Source organism: Mycobacterium sp. 1164966.3, assembly GCF_001665395.1.
In the GTDB taxonomy this organism is placed as follows: Bacteria; Actinomycetota; Actinomycetes; order Mycobacteriales; family Mycobacteriaceae; genus Mycobacterium.
Map to the genome: position 1 here is coordinate 56,292 of NZ_LZSG01000040.1, position 17,878 is coordinate 74,169.

20 protein-coding genes and 2 pseudogenes are annotated in these 17,878 nt (G+C 65.0%); 12 read left to right on the forward strand and 10 right to left on the reverse strand.

Annotation, left to right across the window (positions count from 1 at the left end; all coding sequences use genetic code 11):
* Positions 1-75 precede the first annotated feature (75 nt).
* The 5 genes and pseudogenes from A9W99_RS14150 (at position 76) to A9W99_RS14170 (ending at position 3,891) form a co-directional block, all read left to right on the forward strand.
* Complete coding sequence (locus A9W99_RS14150) at positions 76-516, forward strand: nuclear transport factor 2 family protein (RefSeq protein ID WP_253869851.1); 441 nt, start codon at positions 76-78, stop codon at positions 514-516.
* On the forward strand, positions 513-1,445 hold the full coding sequence (locus A9W99_RS14155) for a TIGR03619 family F420-dependent LLM class oxidoreductase (protein WP_067378640.1): 933 nt from the start codon (positions 513-515) through the stop codon (positions 1,443-1,445). Before A9W99_RS14150 ends, A9W99_RS14155 begins: the two co-directional genes overlap by 4 nt.
* Before the next feature lie 206 nt (positions 1,446-1,651).
* A complete protein-coding gene (locus A9W99_RS14160; protein WP_067378844.1) occupies positions 1,652-2,431 on the forward strand; it encodes an acyl-CoA thioesterase domain-containing protein in 780 nt (259 codons plus the stop codon).
* Positions 2,432-2,538: 107 nt separating this feature from the next.
* Positions 2,539-2,984, forward strand: a pseudogene (locus A9W99_RS14165) (class I adenylate-forming enzyme family protein); the annotation flags it as partial.
* A 316-nt stretch (positions 2,985-3,300) separates the two neighbouring features.
* On the forward strand, positions 3,301-3,891 hold the full coding sequence (locus A9W99_RS14170) for a TetR-like C-terminal domain-containing protein (RefSeq protein ID WP_067378647.1): 591 nt from the start codon (positions 3,301-3,303) through the stop codon (positions 3,889-3,891).
* Between the two features lie 15 nt (positions 3,892-3,906).
* Here A9W99_RS14170 and A9W99_RS14175 read toward each other — a convergent pair whose 3' ends face one another.
* Positions 3,907-4,389: an SRPBCC family protein gene (locus A9W99_RS14175; RefSeq protein WP_067378649.1), complete on the reverse strand. Its 483-nt coding sequence runs from the start codon at positions 4,387-4,389 to the stop codon at positions 3,907-3,909.
* A 25-nt stretch (positions 4,390-4,414) separates the two neighbouring features.
* Complete coding sequence (locus tag A9W99_RS14180; protein ID WP_156623099.1) at positions 4,415-5,227, reverse strand: hypothetical protein; 813 nt, start codon at positions 5,225-5,227, stop codon at positions 4,415-4,417.
* Positions 5,228-5,536: 309 nt separating this feature from the next.
* Here A9W99_RS14180 and A9W99_RS14185 point away from each other — a divergent pair, with 309 nt between their 5' ends.
* Both A9W99_RS14185 and A9W99_RS14190 read left to right on the forward strand, forming a co-directional pair.
* Complete coding sequence (locus tag A9W99_RS14185; protein WP_253869861.1) at positions 5,537-6,367, forward strand: Rieske 2Fe-2S domain-containing protein; 831 nt, start codon at positions 5,537-5,539, stop codon at positions 6,365-6,367.
* Positions 6,364-6,843, forward strand: coding sequence for a hemerythrin domain-containing protein (locus A9W99_RS14190; protein ID WP_067378659.1), 480 nt, complete (start codon positions 6,364-6,366; stop codon positions 6,841-6,843). The genes A9W99_RS14185 and A9W99_RS14190 overlap by 4 nt, the downstream gene beginning before the upstream one ends.
* 24 nt (positions 6,844-6,867) lie before the next feature.
* Here the strand turns inward: A9W99_RS14190 and A9W99_RS14195 are convergent, their stop codons facing one another.
* Positions 6,868-7,992: an FAD-dependent oxidoreductase gene (locus A9W99_RS14195; protein WP_067378662.1), complete on the reverse strand. Its 1,125-nt coding sequence runs from the start codon at positions 7,990-7,992 to the stop codon at positions 6,868-6,870.
* A gap of 97 nt (positions 7,993-8,089) precedes the next feature.
* Between A9W99_RS14195 and A9W99_RS14200 the strand changes: the two genes are divergently transcribed.
* Positions 8,090-8,971, forward strand: coding sequence for a hypothetical protein (locus A9W99_RS14200; protein ID WP_253869854.1), 882 nt, complete (start codon positions 8,090-8,092; stop codon positions 8,969-8,971).
* A gap of 3 nt (positions 8,972-8,974) precedes the next feature.
* On the opposite strand, the gene A9W99_RS14205 is transcribed toward A9W99_RS14200, so the two are convergent.
* A complete protein-coding gene (locus tag A9W99_RS14205; RefSeq protein ID WP_067378665.1) occupies positions 8,975-9,421 on the reverse strand; it encodes a nuclear transport factor 2 family protein in 447 nt (148 codons plus the stop codon).
* A 54-nt stretch (positions 9,422-9,475) separates the two neighbouring features.
* Positions 9,476-9,658 carry a hypothetical protein gene (locus tag A9W99_RS14210; protein ID WP_067378668.1) on the reverse strand — a complete coding sequence of 61 codons (183 nt, stop codon included), beginning with the start codon at positions 9,656-9,658 and terminating at the stop codon, positions 9,476-9,478.
* Positions 9,659-10,090: 432 nt separating this feature from the next.
* Here A9W99_RS14210 and A9W99_RS14215 point away from each other — a divergent pair, with 432 nt between their 5' ends.
* Positions 10,091-10,570: a cupin domain-containing protein gene (locus tag A9W99_RS14215; protein WP_067378850.1), complete on the forward strand. Its 480-nt coding sequence runs from the start codon at positions 10,091-10,093 to the stop codon at positions 10,568-10,570.
* Here the strand turns inward: A9W99_RS14215 and A9W99_RS14220 are convergent.
* A pseudogene (locus A9W99_RS14220) lies at positions 10,555-11,153 on the reverse strand (PaaI family thioesterase). The gene A9W99_RS14215 and the pseudogene A9W99_RS14220 sit on opposite strands and share 16 nt — an antisense overlap.
* A 150-nt stretch (positions 11,154-11,303) precedes the next feature.
* Between A9W99_RS14220 and A9W99_RS14225 the strand changes: the two are divergent.
* Positions 11,304-11,993, forward strand: a complete 690-nt coding sequence (locus A9W99_RS14225) for a PadR family transcriptional regulator (protein WP_067378670.1) — start codon at positions 11,304-11,306, stop codon at positions 11,991-11,993.
* Here A9W99_RS14225 and A9W99_RS14230 read toward each other — a convergent pair.
* The gene (locus tag A9W99_RS14230) at positions 11,990-13,702 is read right to left on the reverse strand and encodes a 3-ketosteroid-delta-1-dehydrogenase (RefSeq protein WP_172828874.1); all 1,713 of its coding nucleotides are present in this window, start codon (positions 13,700-13,702) and stop codon (positions 11,990-11,992) included. The two genes, A9W99_RS14225 and A9W99_RS14230, sit on opposite strands and share 4 nt — an antisense overlap.
* Positions 13,703-13,805: 103 nt before the next feature.
* Between A9W99_RS14230 and A9W99_RS14235 the strand changes: the two genes are divergently transcribed.
* Together A9W99_RS14235 and A9W99_RS14240 are read left to right on the forward strand one after the other, a co-directional pair.
* Positions 13,806-14,948 (forward strand): Rieske 2Fe-2S domain-containing protein, encoded by a 1,143-nt coding sequence (locus tag A9W99_RS14235; RefSeq protein ID WP_067378675.1) that lies wholly within the window; start codon positions 13,806-13,808, stop codon positions 14,946-14,948.
* The gene (locus tag A9W99_RS14240; protein ID WP_067378678.1) at positions 14,948-15,247 is read left to right on the forward strand and encodes a ferredoxin; all 300 of its coding nucleotides are present in this window, start codon (positions 14,948-14,950) and stop codon (positions 15,245-15,247) included. The genes A9W99_RS14235 and A9W99_RS14240 overlap by 1 nt, the downstream gene beginning before the upstream one ends.
* Positions 15,248-15,273: 26 nt before the next feature.
* Here A9W99_RS14240 and A9W99_RS14245 read toward each other — a convergent pair whose 3' ends face one another.
* Genes A9W99_RS14245 through A9W99_RS14255 form a run of 3 tightly spaced genes read right to left on the reverse strand, consistent with a single transcriptional unit; the run spans position 15,274 to position 17,815 of the window.
* A complete protein-coding gene (locus A9W99_RS14245; protein WP_067378681.1) occupies positions 15,274-16,350 on the reverse strand; it encodes a hypothetical protein in 1,077 nt (358 codons plus the stop codon).
* Positions 16,350-17,342: an alpha/beta hydrolase gene (locus tag A9W99_RS14250; RefSeq protein ID WP_067378684.1), complete on the reverse strand. Its 993-nt coding sequence runs from the start codon at positions 17,340-17,342 to the stop codon at positions 16,350-16,352. Before A9W99_RS14250 ends, A9W99_RS14245 begins: the two co-directional genes overlap by 1 nt.
* Positions 17,339-17,815, reverse strand: a complete 477-nt coding sequence (locus tag A9W99_RS14255; protein ID WP_067378687.1) for a nuclear transport factor 2 family protein — start codon at positions 17,813-17,815, stop codon at positions 17,339-17,341. The genes A9W99_RS14250 and A9W99_RS14255 overlap by 4 nt, the downstream gene beginning before the upstream one ends.
* Positions 17,816-17,878: the final 63 nt, after the last annotated feature.

Below are 17,878 nucleotides of genomic sequence, written 5' to 3' on the forward strand. Positions count from 1 at the left end.
CGAATCGGCGAGTCGACAGGCGGTATGGTCGACGGGTCTTTGATCGGCCGGCAGTGGAAGCACATGGATCTCTCGTTGGCAGTTCCCCACAGTGAACTCGAGGCGCTGTCCCGCCGGTATGCGGCAGCGGTCGATCGCCGGGACCGCGCCGCGCTGCTTTCGGTGTTCACCCCGGACGCGACCTTGCGGGTGGAACGAGCCGGGCGTGAAGCCTCGGTAATGACCGGTCACGAAGAAATCGAGCGGGTCATCGACATCGTCTCGCGTTGGCCACGAACGGCTCACCTGGTCGCCCAAGGCCTGTTCGTCGTCGAGGGCAAGTCCGCTGTCGGCGAAGTGTATTGCACGGCAAACCATTTCGGTGGCGGTGAGACACAGCCGGGACGCAATCACGTCATGCACATCCGTTACCTCGACCGGTATCTACTCGGCGGCGACGGGCGCTGGCGGATAGCGCAACGCACCGTCGCCGTCGATGCAACCGAGGACCGGCCGGTGGGCGAGAGGATCCGGTGACCGCAATGCAGCTTTCGATGGGGATTCCCTCGTTTTCGGCCGAGGCGCCGCCCAACTGGGATCACCTGACGGACTGGGCGCAACTCTTGGAAGGCTGCGGCTTTGACCGCGTGTTGGTGTCGGAGCACATTGCCTTCGGAATGAACATGGATGCCTACGGAGACCCGAAAACCGGCGGAACCAAGGGCGGTCGCCAACCCACCGGGCCCGACGGTCATTGGCTGGAACCGCTGACCACGCTGACCTACCTGGCGGCCAGGACCGAACGCATCCGACTGGGAACGAACATTCTGCTGGCCGCCCTGCGCCGGGCAGCGGTACTGGCCAAAATTCTGGCCACGATGGATGTTTTGTCGGGCGGCCGGGTCGACATCGGGGTCGGTGTCGGGTGGCAGCGTGAGGAATACGACGCGGCCGGGGTCGACTTCGAAAGCCGGGGCGCTGTGCTGGACCGGACGCTCGAGGTGTGCCAGCGGCTCTGGCGGGAGAACGAGGTCAGCTACGCCTCACCTGAACTCAGCTTCGAACGCATACACCAGATGCCCAAACCTGTGCAGCCGGGTGGGGTACCCATCTGGGTGAGCGGGACCGTGAACCGGGCTGTCGCACGCCGGCTGGCCCGCTTCGGAACGGCCTGGATACCTTGGGGCGCCGCCGCGCGCGACGTCGCCGGCGGGATCGCCAGGATGCGTGCGGCGGTTGAGCGCGCCGGCGGCGACCCGCAGGGCTTCGGTGTCAGCGGCACGCTGCGGATACGGACCACCGCGGATGAACGGCCCGATCTGGCTGCCGCCGCCGCGACTGCGGCGTCATTCGCGAAGGCCGGCGTCACCGACCTCAGGATGACGCATTGGCCGCTACCTGCCGGCGACCGGGAACGTGACCTCGCCGCACTCGTCGGAGCCGTGCGCGAGGCCACCGCCGGCTGACCAGACGCGTCTGCGTCTCTCCGAACGGTGAGATCGCGCGACCAAAAGGCGAACTGTAATGTCTACTGTTGATCACCTCAAAGGAGACATTCCATGAAGGTTGGCCTGCGCGGTTGCGACTGCGACGGCTTGGTGGGCGCGGAGTGACCGAAGCGAACATTGCCGCAGATATCGACCTGCCCGCCGCGGCGCCGGCGCCGTACTTCGTGCGCGACGAAAACCTCTACGTGCCAAGCGGAATCGCACGCGGGGGATGGGGGCCGTCGATCAGCGGCCATGTGGTCGGCGGGCTGTTGGCGTGGGCAGTCGAGTGCGTGGTCGACGATCCAGAGCTGCAACCTGCGCGGTTGACGGTCGACCTGCCACGCCCCACCGCACTGGAACCGATCGAGGTGCGCACCCGGGTCCAACACGCCCGACGACGCCTGCGGCTCGTCGAGGCTGTTCTCATCCAGCACGACGTCCCGGTAGCGCAGGCAAGCGCGCTGTTCCTGCGGCGCGGACCCCAGCCCGATGGCGTCGTGTGGACAGAGCCGGTGCGAATGCCGCCGCTTCCGACCGGGCGGGACGGGGCTCATCCCTCGATCTTCATGCGAACCTACGGCTGGGGCGTCGATATCCAGAATCCCGATCCGGGCTGGCTGGACAGTTCGGGACGAAAATACACCTGGCTGCATGAAACGCGTCCCTTGATCGACGCCGAACCGCTCAGCGCGTTCACCCGCGCGGCGATGGCCGGCGATGTCACCGCCTCACTCGCCAACTGGGGAACCAACGGCCTGCAGTTCATCAATGCCGACTACACGCTCACCCTGAGTCGACTGCCCGAAGGACCCCACATCGGGCTGGCCTCGCTAACGCACTACAGCCAGGACGGGATCGCCACCGGCTCGGCCGTCCTCGTGGACCACATAGGCCCGGTGGGCAGTGGTGTGTCCGTCTCGATCGCCCACTCCGGATTCCTTCCCCCGTCGCCGCCTAGATGACCACGCAGGACGCCGTCCACGGCCGACCGGGCGGCAGGACGTTCTGGACCTTGATCGCCGAAGCCGCTGCGCGCCAACCGAACCGGCCGCTGCTGAACGACGATCACCTCAAAGGACCCCAATGCTTCCTCGGCTACGCAGACGCCGCTCTTGACGCCGACGCATTCGACAGCGAAGGTTGGCTGCGCACAGGCGATCTCGGGCTGATCGATGCGAATGGCAATGTCCATGTCACGGGTCGCATCAAAGATGCGATCATCCGCAACGCGGAGAACGTCTCGGCTTTAGAGGTGGAGAACGTTCTCATCGCCCATCCCGCGGTCGCCGACGTCGCGGTCATCGGCGTTCCCGACCGCGGTAGCGGCGAGCGGGTATGCGCAGTGGTGGTACCTCATTCGGCCGATGGGGTGTCATTAAATCCCTGGCGGAACACTGCCGTTCGCGGGGGCTGAGTCGCTACAAATTCCCTGAGCGCCTCGTGCTGGTCGACGACCTGCCGCGCAACCAGTTCGGGAAAGTGATCAAGAAAGACCTGCGCGACGCCTGGGGATGACAGTGCTGTCGATGGCACACCTCCCGGTTGCACACCTCGAAATCTGGTTATGGCGTGTAGTCCGATCCGATATCACCGCCGATATCGATTTACAAAATCGACGGCCGAGCCCCGCCGAGGCACGCGTGACCGATGTGACGGCTGTGCCTTCTGGAGGAGTTAGCCGTCATCTGACTCGTTCAAGCGTGCGGCGCCCATGAGATGAATTGCCGCACAAATCCGTTAGTCTCGTTTGTGCAATTGCCGCTCGCAAACGCGACCTCAAGCGTCCGCGCCAGACGATTAATTCGAAATCGGTTCGGGTAAGGACACATGCATGCAGCCGCCGCAACGACCCGATGAACCGGTGCAGTCCGTTCCTGCGAATGTCCGGGCGCGAGTGATGCCGGCAGTCTTCGACGAGTTGGTCCGCTGGGGTGTCGAACGGTTCAGCGTCGAGGCAATGGCAGAGCGGCACCACCTCGACGCCGCAATGGTGTACCGCTACTGGGGAGATCGGCAGCGCCTGATTGTCGATGCAGCGCTCGGGGACAACGAGACATTGCGTTCGGTGACCGACACGGGCTCGCTGCAGGGAGACTTGCTGGCACTGGCTCGCAGCGCGGCCGAACACGTCAATACCGACGGCGGGCGTACATTGGTGCGCGCGCTGGTCATGGATGGTCGGGGCCGGCACGACGAGGGTACCCGAATGATGTTCTGGCGACAGCGTTTCGCCGTCTTGCGTGCGATCGTGGATCGGGCGAGGAGGCGCGGCGAGTTGCGCGCGGGAGTGCACCCGGTGGCTGCTGTGCAAATCGTCATGGCGCCGATGTATGTTCGCGCCCTCTACTCGAACGACATCATCGACGACGAATACTGCTCGGCCATAGCCGATTTGGCTTGGCATGCCGTGGCGCGCAGATAAACAGTTGTCTCCGGCTCATCGCGGATAGCCGCGCCGCACGGTACGGTCGAGGATGCCCAGGGTCGCCCGCAGCGCACCCTCGGACAAGACGGGAAAGATTCCGGCGTCGCGCCACTTCGGGTCGATGTTCGTCCAGTCGTAGAACGAGGTGACGATCGTGGCGGCGCCGTCGTCGGTGGGTTGCAGGCGGTAGCCGTAGACGTGCCCGATCTGGGGCCGGATCTGGCCGAGGATCGTCCACGCGATCAGCCGATCCGGCTCGAAATCGGTGATCTCGACCGTGACGTCATACTTACCCAATTGCGGAAAGTCGTTTAGCGCCTCGCGATCCATGTGGACGACGAAGTTGTCGCCTACGGCACGCACGGGGTCGCCTTCGGCGTCCTGCAGCATCCCCGACGAGTCGATCGCGACATGGCCCTGCGGGTCGCACAGCACCGCGAAGATCTCGGCGGCGGGCGCCGCGATGGTGCGTTGGGTCTCGATACGTTCGGTCATGTAACCACCTGACTTGCAATGGATTTCACCGGGATTGCGCCCTGCGCCGGATCTGGCGAACGACGACTGCCACGCCGCAGAGGAGGATCGCCGCAAGAAGGGACTGCAACCCGATGATCGCGAAGGCATTGACGTCGTACCAGCCCGCTGCACTGATACAACGGTAGTTCACGCTGGTGCCCGACTGACCGGGTTTGTAGCTGTAGCTCGAGGTGCTGGCGACCAGGTGGTAGGGGCTCCGGCAGACGATTCCGCTCATCCACAGTGCCGTCGACGGGAAAATGGCAGTCAGCGCAGCCGTGCCTCCGACGCACAGGCCGATCGCCCCGCCGATTATTCCGACGATGGCTCCCAAACGATCGGCTCCGGTGAATCTGCTCCGCGGCCGCTGGGAGCCGACCCACGTCTGCCGGCCAAGTGTCTGTCGGTGGGCGGATGTTGATGCGGCGTCAGCGGCGCCGCTGAAGCGCTGCTGGCCGATTGGGTCCGAATACACGACGGAATGGCCCGTTTTGATCGTCACCCGCCCGTTCTGCAGCACGTCATCGATCTGCGTCTGCGACATGCCCGCATCGGTCGCGGCACGCATAAAGGCCTCTCGAAGCTGCGCTATCTCGGGACGGGAAGGCCCGTCGGGTCCCGCAGGAGCACCCGTGCGCAAACCTTCCCACAGGGCTTCTGCGCGGCGGCGAGCCCGTTCGTTACCGTCCTCGCCGGCCGACTGTGCGTCGGTCGAAGGACGCGACGGTCCGGGATGATGCTCACGATGCGCCGCTTTCAGCTCGGCCAGCTGACGCTCCAGCTCGGCAATCCGCCTCTCCGCGTCGTCCTCTGTCACCACCAGATAATCCCACCTCAGGACTGCTGATGTAGCAGGTTTTGCGCGCTGCGTGCGGTCCGCAATTGAACCGAGTGCGCTGCCGCCTCGTGCAACCTAGATGGCCCCCAAGAGGTACGGAGCTTTTCATCACGGGCATGCCTCCTTTTCCGCGTGGCGGCGTGGCGTCGGCGCGCAATGACGCATCTCCGCCATAAAGGCGGTGACTCCAAGAGGGAGTGAACTGTGGCTGAGCTATCGAACGCTGCCGACAATTCGGTCCGAGAGGTCGGATCACGGGTGGTGGACACGATCGGAAGCCAAACCTGGCTGGATCGGCCGAGCTATCGCCTCGAACACATCCTGACGCTGGCGTTCGCATGTCTGGGGAAACATCGCGAGCGAGCCGTCAATGTGTTGCACGGGATCTGGCTCGGCCATCCGCTGCATCCGGTGCTGGCCTCGCTGCCGACGGGAGCGGCGGCGACCACCCTGGTGCTGGATGCCGCAAGTGCTTTGCCGAGTCGGAAAGAACTTCAGGACGCGTCGCAATATGCGTTGGGTGTGGGCATCGTCGCGAGCTTGGGGGCAATGGTAACCGGCGTGACGGATTGGCAGCACACGCACGAGCAGTCCAGGCGAATCGGCCTGGTGCACGGCGTGTCGAATGTAGTCGCCACTGCCTTGTACGCGAAGTCGTGGCAAGACCGTCGCCGCGGCCGCCGCATCCGTGGGATGGCCGGGAGCACTGTCGGTTACGGGATCACGCTGGCCAGTAGCTATTTGGGCGGTGCGCTGGTGTACGGGTCGGGTGCCGGCGTCGATCGTTCGGGGCCGCGGCTGACCGGCGAAGCGTGGACGCCGGTGTTGCCGGTGACGGCGCTGGACGGACGGCCGCGTCGGGTCGAGGTGGCCGGCGTCGGTGTGGTTCTTTTCCGGAATGGCGGACGGGTCGAGGCAGTCGGCGCGCGCTGCCCGCATCTCGGGGCGCCGATGTGTGACGGCTGGATTGACCAGGGACGAATCGTATGTCCTTGGCACGGTTCCTGTTTCGCCTATGGGTCGGGCAAGGTGTTACGCGGACCGGCCACTGCGGCGCTGCCGTCCTATCCCACTCGTATCCGCAACGGCGTGGTCGAAATCCGCGGTGCTTCGTCATGAATGCCTATGACGTGCTGACCGAGCACCACGTGGTGCTGCGTGGATTGTGCAAGGACATCACCGCGCTGCCGCCTGCGTCCGCCGAACGCAGGCGGCAGCTCGACGAGCTGTTGATGGAATTGGACATTCACATGCGCATAGAAGATGACTTGTTCTATCCGGCTGTTTCCGCGGCGAGTGACTTGGTCGCGATCGCACACGCCGAGCACCGCCAAGTGTGGGACCAGCTCGCGGTGGTGTTGCGGACGCCCCCGACAGCGTCGCACTATCAGCAAGAGTGGCTGTCCTTCGTCACCGTGCTGGATGCGCACGCAGACGAAGAAGAACGTGACTTATGCCCCGCGCCAATCGATTTGGATCGGAAGAAGCTCGACGAGCTGGGTGAAAGGATGCGCGAACGGATGCAACAGTTGCGCCAGTCCACCTTCGAGAAGCTTCATGTCAAGGGCCGTACCGCCATTCTTCGTGCGTTGTGATGGGCGTGCCTGGCGGACAGGGCATCAACGCAGCGGGTGGTTTTCGCGCACGCCCCGATACATGCCCCACCTGACGATCATCGGCATCACAACCCGGTTGACCGACCAGGGCGGGAATCGAAACGCATGGCCGGTGGGCAGAAAGACCTCCAGCCCGTCGGCCTGGATGCCGAGCACCGAGCCCCATCGCCGCCCCGGCGCGCGATAAGCGCGCAGCTTGCGGCCCGTGAACTCGGCGCGAACGTTGTGCGCCAGCAGCGCATCCCCCCGGTTACGTGCCGAACTGCGCAGCGGGTCGGTCGCCGCCACGTCCCCGATCGCGAAGACGCCTCGGTGACCCGGCACCGTCAGTTCAGGAGTCACCCGAACGAACCCGCGCTCGTCAAGCAGCTCCGGCGGCAACCAACCGGTATTGGGTCGCACCCTGCCTATCGCCCAAAGCACGGCGTCTGCGACAGCCGCGGGTTGCCCGGTGCTCCACTCGACCGGTTGGCCGGTGATCTCGTCGCCGGCGAAGCCGTTGGCGAGCGCCGCGCGGTGCCCGGGGTGCAGGCCGACGCCGAGGTCCGTCAGTCGGCGTTCGATGCGTTGCCAGATGCGCGGGTGATGACCGGCGAGCGCACGATCTCCCGGGAAGTAGAGATCGATCTTCTTGTGCGGCCATGTGATCGCCAGATTGGCGGCGCTGCTGACGGCAGCCGCGCCGCCACCAACGACGATCACCGATTTCGCGGCGGCCACCCGGTCGTGTGCAGCGTGCAGGTCGGCGCGGATATCTGCGGCGGACTGTAGTGTCGGCCGGCGCCAGAAACCGTTGCTGACTCCCGTCGAGATGACCAGCACATCGTAGGGCTCGGCGATCGTCGCGCCGTCGTCCCGAGTACCGAAGACGGTGCGTGCCTTCAGGTCCAGCCCGGTCAGCGTGGCCTGAACCGTCCGGACCCGATCCAAGCGGCGGAACCTGTCGAACGCAATCCAGTTGTCGTGAGCCCAGTCGGCCGGGCGGGCCAGCCGGATTCCGAGTTCTTGGCCGCTGACCAACGCCGGCTTGACCGAGATCCCGACGACGTCAGCATGCTTGGCCAGCCGGATGGCGGTGAGGACTCCCGCGTCTCCCAGTCCCGCGATGACAACGCGTCTGCGGTTCATGTCACGATCTCGCGCCTACCGGGCTCGGGGCGCGGCGCAGAAACCACGTGCAGCACCAAGGTATGGTCGCACGCACCATCAGATCGCCGGGGAGCACATGTCGGAGTCCGAGACGCCAATGCACCAGCACCTGCGCGCCGCGGTGCGCGCCGGTGTGCGCGCGTCGTCCCCTCGTCCCGCCTCGGCTGAGCGGGCCGCCAAAGACCTGAAGAAGCCGTTGTGGCAGGCGGTTGGGGCGGAGATCCGGTGGGCGTTTCACCCGCCGCGCACCTGGCTGTCGGGGGTGGTGGCCAACTTGTTCCTCGCGGTGGCCTGGTTGGCGGTGCAGCCGTTGACCTCCGCCCACTCCCATCCCGCCCGCCACATTCACCATCACCATTTGGATTGGGTCGTTCTGGTCGGCAGTTATTTCTCGTCGTTCATCCTCGCCGACGTCACCACCACCAACACCCTGGGCGGCGATCACTACCGCGTGACGAAGGGTCTGTCAGACGGCGTACCGGTGTGGCGGGTCCTGCTGATCAAAAATTTGGCCCTGCTCGCCCTGGTCGGGCTGCCCACCCTGGCGGTGGCCGTCGGGCTGACGCTGTGGCTGGAAAACCCGGCGCGCCTGGGCATCACGATCCCCGACGTCGCGGTGCCGATCGTGTCGTGGTTGGGCGTCGGCAACGTCATCTCGGTACTGCACCCGGTGAGCGCGGAACCGCTGGTCCGGCGGTGGCGGCAACGTCGCGATTGGCGCCGCATCGTCGGCTGGCTGTCGGCCCTGGCGCTGCCCTACGCGGTGTACTACGTCGCAGACCCGATGGGCGGGGTGGAGCACCGCATCTTGTGGACGCAGCTACCCTCGGCGATCGGGCCGGTGCTCGGCCGCGATACGAAAAGCTTTGTGCATCTTGGCATTGCCATGGTGGTCTGGATGATGGGCACCGTCGTGGCACAGCTGTGGGTGCGCAAGCGTGGGCTGCAGATGCGGTAAGGCTCAGCCGGGTGGTTGCGCGGCCATGACCGAGTTGGGTGCGGACCAGTCGGTCGACACCTTGCGCTGTTTGATCAGCCAGGTGTCGCCGTCGGGCACGAAGATGTCGCGGTAGCGGCCGAAATGGTCGAGGCCGATATGGGTGATGACGGTGAAGTAGCACGAGACGTGGGCTTGCTCCGGCGTCAGGGCGGTGAACAGCACGTTGGACACGTTGTGCCGGACGACGGGCTTGACGCCGGCGCCGGTTGCGATGTTGCCCGTGACACCGCCGAGGAACGCCGCGATCTCGGACCTGCCGCACAAAGGCTGCGCGTCGCGGATCTCGAGGACGCCGTCCGCGCAGAATGTCTGGGTGAGGTCGTCGAGCCGCCCGGCATCGCCCGACCAGTTGTACCGCGCCAGCGTGTCGCGGATCTGCTCACGTGCGATCAGTTCCCACATCTCCACCGTGACTCCTCACTCCACCGCCGCATAGGACGATAGTCGTGGCGAGACGAGCCGTTACTTGACGATGTAGGGCCGGAAGCTCCGTGGGGCCGTTGGAGTGATGCCGTTCAGGTCGAAGACGGCGATGAGGGCCCGCAACAGGGCGGGGGACCAGTCCTCGAAGGGTTGCGCGTCGACTCGGTCGAGCAGTTCACAGCGTAGGTACTCGATGCTTGTCGGCTGATGATCGTCGATCATTGAGCCGGTTCCTCCAAACGAATCGGCGATTAATTCCGGCAACCTCCGCCCCCGCGCTGCGCGGGTATCACGAACGACTAGGAAGCCGCTATCTGTATTCGTGGTGTGAACTCGACGCTAGGACAGCTGCGTCGCACTTGTACAGCGAACTGGTCAAATTCAAATTTCATTCAGCGACGCCGACCGTGGCCGCCGCGGGACCGACTGCCAGCCGGTGGGCACAGCACCGTCCTTCCCCGAAGGCGCTTTCGTAACTTCTTTGCTCACAACGCTTTACCTGACTACACCGGATCAGTCGCCAAATCTATTCTCGGCCAAATGATTTGCGTAGTTGCTGCCCGCCTGTCGAACAGCCCTGTTGAACGGCCACCAGTACTTGGGCATCACGACAGCCACTTCCGTCGCGCACGGGTAGCGCAATACAGTGTGTGGGTGGCGACGGCGACTAGCGGGACGACTGGGCGCTTGCTGATCACGGGTGTCGATTCGTCGGGGCGCTCCTGCGCGGTGCAGAATCACGAGGTCACTTTGCAGGGCGATGCCGGCATGCCCGGCGTTCTCTACTCGGTGCTTTTCGGGACGCCGGCCACACCGTCCATACCCGACGGCGGGCGCGCCGCCAACGTGCTCGATCTGGGTATCACACCGGGCGCGATCAACTGGATGACGATCGAGTACGCGCCGGGCACGACATTGAGCATGCACCACACGGACACCCTCGATTACGACATCGTGCTGTGGGGCTCGATTGAATTGATTCTCGACGACGGTGTCCACCCACTGGCCCCCGGCGACAGCGTCGTGGTCACCGGTGTCGATCACGCCTGGCATGCGGGCCCGGACGGGTGCCGGCTCAGCGTGGTGGCGATCGGTGCTGCACCGTCGCCGGCGCGGACTCAAATCCGTGGGTGAATGAACACACCTTCGGCCGAGACCGTCACTCCGCCAATGTCGCTGACTTTTCCCGCAGCGAAAGTCTTTACCCCGTCCACACTTTCGATCCAGGCTTCCGCGCGCAGGGGCCGCTGCAGCGGCGTGGGCCGGTGATAACGCAGCGTCAGCGTCCCGGTATAGGCCGGCAGTCCCGGTTTGTGGGCGGTGGCCCCCAGAACATGATCGAGGATCATGGCGGAGACGCCGCCGTGCACGTGACCGGGGGGACCTTCATAGGCGGCGCCGAGGACGAACTCCGTCCATACCGATCCGTCGCTCTCGTGGTGGATGACGAGCGGGGGAGCAGACGGGTTTCGCACGCCGATGACGACATTGCCCGCAGCTGGGCCCTGCCCGTCGTCGACGACACGCTGCCCGAACGATCCGGGCAGCAGCGCCGCGCTCAGCTGGGTCGTGACGCTGTCGTCGTGGCCGCGGCCGTGGCGACCGTTTCCGGGTTCACCTCAGTGCGGATCGTCGCGTCGATCAAGCGCCGCACCGAGCTGGCCAGCGCCTCGTACTCCGGCGACGAATCGGCCATCGCGGCAATCGGATCCACCATGCCAGCCACCATAGATCAGTGGCGGAGCTCGGTCGGTGGGGCGGCGGTCATTGCGCAAAGCGTGGAGCGCAGGGACAGCTGTCGGAACCCGGCGTCCCAACCAGCGGTCGAAAATGCGCAACTTACCTTCCGTGTTGTTAATCTGGCGAAATGTCCCCCGGAGTGGACCCGACCGGCGAGAAGTCGGTGAAGTCGGCGCTTGCCGCCACCAGTTGGGCGTTGCTGGGCATGATGTCCTACGAAGAGGAGGTCTCCGGCTACGACCTGAAGAAATGGATCGACTGGAGCGTGGACCTCTACTACTGGAGTCCGTCGTACAGCCAGATCTACACCGAGCTGAAGAAGCTGGAGAGCTTGGGCCTGGTGACATCTCGGGTCGAGCGCGACGAGGGAATCCGGAGCCGGCGGCTCTACAAGATCACGCCGGCCGGGATGGACGCGGTCGCCGAATGGACCAACGAAGCACCGGTGGATCCGCCGGTACTCAAGCACAGCGTGCTGCTGCGGGTGACGTTCGGTCATCTCAGCAATCCGACTCGGCTCAAGGAACTGCTGCAGGAGCATGTGGCCTACGCCGAAGCGCGGCACCGGAAAGCGGTCGAGGACGCCGACGGCGCCGAGGCCGAACCCGCCTGGGCCTACTCGGTGATTGCGCTGCGCTGGGCGGCCAAGTACTACGCGGCCGAGCGTGAGTTCGCGTTGGAGCTCATGAAGGACATCGACGAGGCCGACGCAGTTTTGAAGAAGGCGGCCAAAGGAGGTTACGGGCAGCCGCGCCCTACGCCGGGGTATTGGCGAGAGGTCGAGAAGCAGGTCGAGGCTAAGCGCTCCGCTGACTAGTTCGCGATCACCATGTGGGCTGCGTCCAGGGCCGCAATGTAGCCGTATACCAGTCCTTGGGCGATGGTCGCCCCGGCTCCCGGGTACGTCGTGCCGAATGCGTTGGCCGCGGTGTTGCCGATTGCGTACAGGCCGGCAATCACGCTGCCGTCCTCGCGCAGCACGCGGCCGCGTGCGTCGGCCTTGAGCCCGCCGCATGTGCCGAGATCGGACAGCACCATTCGCACGGCGTAGAACGGACCTTTGAGCAACGGACGCAGGTTGGGATTGGGACTTATCGTCGGATCGCCATAGTAACGGTCATAGGCACTGCGGCCGCGGTTGAAGTCGGGATCCTCACCGGCAGACGCGTTTTCGTTGAAACGGGTCATGGTTGCGACGAACTCCGGCACGTCGACACCCATGCAAGCGCCCAGCTCGGCGAGGCTGTCCGCGCGACTGGCGATACCCCGGTCGTACCACCCGCGTGGCAGTCGCATCCGTGGAAACAGTTCGGCGCCAAAGACATAACTGTTGCGATATTGCTGGTCGAAGACGATCCACATGGCTTCCACCGGACTGCCGCAGCGCTCCAGCTCGAGCAGCCGCTGACCGAAGGACATGTAGTCTGTTGACTCGTTGACGAAGCGACGGCCGTGCTGGTCCACGATCAGGGATCCCGGAAGGGATCGTTCGGCCAGCATTACCGTGGGCGGCTTGCCGGGCACTGGTGCGACGGCAGGGAACCACCAGGCCTGATCCATCAGATCGATGCCGGCGCCCAACTCCTGCCCGGCGCGGATCCCCTCGCCGGTGTTGGCCGCCGCACCCAGGCTCAGGTTGGCGCCCAGCGACTCGGACTGGAACTTCCACCGCATGCCCATGTTGTGGTCGAAACCGCCGGTGGCCAGCACCACCCCGCGGCGCGCGATGATGGTGACTTGCCTTCCGGCGTGGTCGACGACTGCACCGGTTACCCGATCGCCATCACAGCTGAGGCGCGTCAGCGTGGTTTCTGTCCACACCGGGATGCCGGCGCGCAGCACACCCGCGAACAGCCCGGCCGCAAGGCCCTGGCCACCTGCGGCGTAGCGCCGTCCGATCAGCCGACCGCCCACGCCCTGTGCGATTCGTTTGGCGAAGGTGGGAATTCCCTTGCGCGGCAATCGCATTACCAGGTTCATCCAGCGGTAGTCGGCACCCGTCGTCGGTATCGGGACAGTGGCCTCCATGACACCGGGCTGTAACCGAGTGCGGTATGCGCCGAGCATCGACGTGTCGAACGGGTGGCATTCGCAGGTGCGGCCCGCGGCGCTGCCGCCCGGCTCTTCGGGGTGGTAGTCGGAATAGTCACGGGCCCAGAGGAACCGCAGCTGAGTGGTTCGGCGCAGCATTTCGACCGTCGCGGGCACGTGCGTCAGAAATCCCGCCGACCGCTGTGGCGGCGCGGTTCCGGCAACCACCGAATCAAGGTAGGCGGCCCCCTGCTCAGCGGTGTCGTCGGCGCCCGCCTCGCGCAGTATCGGGCCCCCCGGCAGCCACAGGGCGCCTCCGGACCGGGCGGTCGAGCCGCCCACATGCGGTGACTTCTCCACAATCAGCACCGACAGTCCGAGTTCATCGGCGGCCAGCGCTGCGGCCATGCCGGTGCCCGACCCGATCACAAGCGGGTCGACGCTGGTGTCGGCCACGGGCAGCCCAGCCGGGATCGTCATACTGCCGGCGGTCACGCCTTTCGACGGTAGGCCGCGTATACGCGCGGTACGAAGTGGCGTCCTGATGAGTGGAACACTTCGGCTGCACCGGTACGGCCATGGGAGTTGAATGGCCCCTATGAAGTCGCAGTCCGATGCCGACGAAGTTCAGGAAATTCGGCAGATAGAAGCGCAGGCAGCCCCTACGCGGTTCGCCCGGGGTTGGCATTGCCTGGGTCTGGTGCGGGATTTCGGAGACGGCAAACCGCACTCGGTCAATGCGTTCGGCCAGAAGCTGGTCGTATTCCGCAGCGGAGACGGCAGGACCAACGTGCTCGACAGCTACTGCCGGCACATGGGCGGCGACCTGTCGCAGGGCGAGGTCAAGGGCAACGAGCTCGCCTGCCCGTTTCATGACTGGCGCTGGGGCGGCGACGGCAGATGCAAGCAAGTGCCCTACGCGCGGCGAACGCCCCGACTGGCCCGCACCGCAAGCTGGCTCACCCTAGAGCAGGACGGCATGCTGTTCATCTGGAACGACCCCGAGCGCAAGCCGCCGCCATCCGAGGTCACCATCCCGCGCATCGAAGGCGCCACCAGCGACGACTGGACCGACTGGCACTGGTACACCACCGTCGTACATGCCAACTGCCGAGAAATCATCGACAACGTGGTGGACATGGCGCACTTCTTCTACATCCATGGTTCGATGCCGACCTATTTCAAGAACATCTTCGAAGGGCACGTGGCCACCCAATACATGAACGGGGGCAACCGGCCTGACCTGAGTGGACCCAAAGGATCTCAGATGCTCGGTACCACCTCGGTGGCGTCGTACTACGGGCCGTCCTTCATGATCGACGACCTGACCTATCACTACGAACAGGGTGATGCGAAAACCATACTGATCAATTGCCACTACCCGATCGACTCGAATTCCTTTGTGCTGCAATATGGAATCATCGTCAAGAAGTCGGACACGCTGCCCGCCGAGGAGGCCATGAAGACCGCGATCAGCCTCGGCGACTTCGTCAAGCTGGGCTTCGAGCAAGACGTCCAAATCTGGCGGCACAAGGCGCGCATCGACAATCCGCTGCTGGTGGAGGAAGACGGTCCGGTGTACCAGCTGCGCCGGTGGTATCAGCAGTTCTATGTCGACGCCGCAGATGTGAAACCAGATATGGTGGACCGCTTCGAGTTTGAGCTGGATACGACGAGGCCCTACGAGGCGTGGATGAAAGAGGTGGAAGCGAACATGGCGGCTCGGGCGGGCTCGGTGTGATGGGGTCGCCGGCCAGGGTCGACAACCGGCTCGACGAGATGCCCATGGTGCCAGTGGTATGCCGCAACTGTGGGGCAAACGTGCTGGCGCGTAAGAGCACCTGGAATCAGACCAACGTGCAGTGGAATTCCGACGCGACGGCCCGTTGTGCCGAGCGCCGGGAGGCTCGGAAAATGCCAATGCCCGGCAGCCGGGGCGTATTCCTGATGTGCACGGCGCTGAGCGAGTCTATATGCGACGCCGTGCGGCGCGGGGAGTTGTGCATCGTCGACGAAACAATCAGCGCGGTGGGTAGCTGAAAACCGCACCTCACCAAGGCGTTTCGCTATGCAAGTTGGAATGCGCTGATCGGCGCCTCTTCGGGGTAGCTGGATGGGCCGCCGATGTCGTAGGCGGCGTTGAGCGCATTGATGAACGCCGGGTCGTGTAGCGGTTCGCTGGGAATGTCGAGCTTGATCCCCCTGGCGTTCACGTCGTCGACCATGATGTCGATAGCCTTCTCGACGGTCAGGTCGGCGGAGCCATCCATGTTCTTCTTGAGTTCGTCCAAGTCCGAGAACACCTCGGCCGACCAGTGCACCAGAAACCGCAGCTCGTCGGTGTGATGGCGGGCGATCACCTCGTCACTGTTCTTCAGCAGCCAGTGCTCGCGATCGTCGGGGTCACCGGCGAACACGGTGTCGAATGTCAAGCCGGCCGGAATCTGTTGGTCCAGTGGACCATTGGCTTCACCGCGATGCACCATCATCTCGTTCTGCACCACCACCCCGCGGTTGTTGATCGGCGGCAGCACCCGCTTCGGTGCTTTCAGCGGCCCGTCGGGCCAGAAGGTGAACCCGCTACCGGTGTCCAGTGAGAACCAGGTGATCACCTGGGCCATTTTGATCAGGTAGTCGCCGAACAGGCCGGACTTACCCATGACGCTGGTCAGCCACGTCGGCGCGTTCTCGTGGCGCACACCCCGGAAGCTCGGCGAATCCAGATGTCCCGGATCACGATTGGCGCACGGACCGTTGATGTTGAACAGCATCAGCTGAGGTTTGGCGTACTCGGCGTTCCAGTAGCTCTTGGCCATCTGAAGAAACCGCGCGTTGTAGAAGCAGTCGTGCAATTCGGGGTAGAGCGCGGCGCCGTAGTTGGCCAGGTAGCCGCGGAAGGTCGGTGTCAGGAACAGGTCCAGCGAAGGGGTGAATCCGTCGGGGAAGAGGCCGCTCATGGTGGCGATCAACTCGTCGGCGGACGCGAAGTGCTGGGCGATGATCAGCTTCCAGGGTCCCTCGGTCCGCACCACATCCAGCAGGCGCTCGCGTTGGTCTTCGGTATAGACGTTGTCGATTTCGCGGGGCGGTGCCGCCGGGCGCAACACCTGGGAAAGCTCCATCCGCCGCTCATTGGTGAGCATCAGTTCCTCCCCGTATCTGATCTCAGAAGATTGATGTGATCGTGTGCGCTGTCAAAGTGCAAGGGGTGGGCGAACTTCGCTCGCAGCAGCGCCCCGATCTCGGCGATGGCCAGCCGACCGCGAGCGGTCGCGTCGGACCGCATGAGAAAACCGTGGTGCATACCCGGGTAGCGGGTGGTGGTGGTCTGTACGCCGGCATCGCGCAACCTGGCCGCGTACCTCTCACCCCAGTCGCGTATCGGGTCGCAGCCCGCGGTCACCACGATGGCCGGCGGCAGCCCGGTGAGGTCGGCGGCGTAAGCCGGGACGAGGTAGGGGTCGCTGGGCCGACCGGACTCGCCATCAGCCAGGGCGTGCAGGTAGTCGATGTCGTCGCGGCCGAGCATCGGTGCATCGGCAAGGGCGGCGATGGACGGCGCGGTCATGTCGCGATCCAGGCCGGGGTAGAGCAGCACTTGTGCGCAGATGGCCGGTCCGCCACGGTCGCGCGCGGCCAATGCCACCGCCGCTGCCAGCGAGCCGCCCGCGCTGTCGCCTACCACCGCGACCCGCCCGGAGTCGAGCCCCAGGCGCGGCGCCTGTCGCGATACCCACTCGGTCGCGGTGTAGGAGTCGTCGAACTGTGCGGGCGGCGAGGCCTCAGGTGCCAACCGGTAGTCCACGGCTACGACGGCAGCAGCCGATGCCGCTGCCAGTTCGCGGGCCAACGGTTCGAACGAGTGGTTGGATCCCATGACAAGTCCGCCGCCGTGGAAGTACACCAGCGCGGGCTGGCCGGAATCGCTTGTGGGGCGGTAGATCCGGATCGCCAACGGCCCGGCCGATGTGGGGATGACGTCCTCGCTGACGTCGGCCATGGCCGGCATGGCGTCGGGCAACGGCGCCGACTCGATCGCTGCCCGCACCGCAGCGAGACCACGCTGGCGCATCGGCAGAATCTCGCCGAATGATGCGATTCGCGCGGCGGCGTCCGGGTCCAGCATGGTGGTCATTGCTTGTTTGCGGCGGCGCTGTCGGCCGTGAGCTCGGACAGCAGGACGGAGTTGGTGGTGTCGAGGACGACTTCCATCCGACTCAACTCCAGCCCGTCGGGTCCGCGCCGGACATCTACGTTGGCCACACCGCTGGACACCGCGAACGGCACGAAGTTCGCGACTTGGTTGACGAATAGGTAAAAGCGCACATGCGTGACGTCACCGTCGGCGCCGGTGCGATGCACGTTGGTGGCGTGGTGGCGCAAGGGGTGGGGGCTCTGTTCGCGGTGCTGCGACAGCCACTCCATGACGGCGTCGCGGCCGTGCAGGTCGGGCGACATCAGTTCCTCGAACGGGCTGGTTCCGGAATCGCTGCGGCTGACGTAAGTCACGTCCATCGCACAGCGCGCGGCCAACTCGTCGTAGTGCGCCTCGTCGTAGTGGTACCAGAATCCGGCGATGAACTCCTGAAGATCCGGCAGCGTGATCATGTTGGTGAGTCAACGCCGCTGCGGGCGGCCGCACACCGGGACTGTCCGGTCAGTGGAACATCC

Coding starts and splice junctions, on each gene's coding strand:
- A9W99_RS14170 (WP_067378647.1), top strand. CDS start 3,301: ATGCAGCCGCCGCAACGACCCGATGAACCGGTGCAGTCCGTTCCTGCG.
- A9W99_RS14175 (WP_067378649.1), bottom strand. CDS start 4,389: ATGACCGAACGTATCGAGACCCAACGCACCATCGCGGCGCCCGCCGCC.
- A9W99_RS14190 (WP_067378659.1), top strand. CDS start 6,364: ATGAATGCCTATGACGTGCTGACCGAGCACCACGTGGTGCTGCGTGGA.
- A9W99_RS14195 (WP_067378662.1), bottom strand. CDS start 7,992: ATGAACCGCAGACGCGTTGTCATCGCGGGACTGGGAGACGCGGGAGTC.
- A9W99_RS14200 (WP_253869854.1), top strand. CDS start 8,090: ATGTCGGAGTCCGAGACGCCAATGCACCAGCACCTGCGCGCCGCGGTG.
- A9W99_RS14210 (WP_067378668.1), bottom strand. CDS start 9,658: ATGATCGACGATCATCAGCCGACAAGCATCGAGTACCTACGCTGTGAA.
- A9W99_RS14225 (WP_067378670.1), top strand. CDS start 11,304: ATGTCCCCCGGAGTGGACCCGACCGGCGAGAAGTCGGTGAAGTCGGCG.
- A9W99_RS14235 (WP_067378675.1), top strand. CDS start 13,806: ATGAAGTCGCAGTCCGATGCCGACGAAGTTCAGGAAATTCGGCAGATA.
- A9W99_RS14240 (WP_067378678.1), top strand. CDS start 14,948: ATGGGGTCGCCGGCCAGGGTCGACAACCGGCTCGACGAGATGCCCATG.
- A9W99_RS14245 (WP_067378681.1), bottom strand. CDS start 16,350: ATGCTCACCAATGAGCGGCGGATGGAGCTTTCCCAGGTGTTGCGCCCG.
- A9W99_RS14250 (WP_067378684.1), bottom strand. CDS start 17,342: ATGACCACCATGCTGGACCCGGACGCCGCCGCGCGAATCGCATCATTC.
- A9W99_RS14255 (WP_067378687.1), bottom strand. CDS start 17,815: ATGATCACGCTGCCGGATCTTCAGGAGTTCATCGCCGGATTCTGGTAC.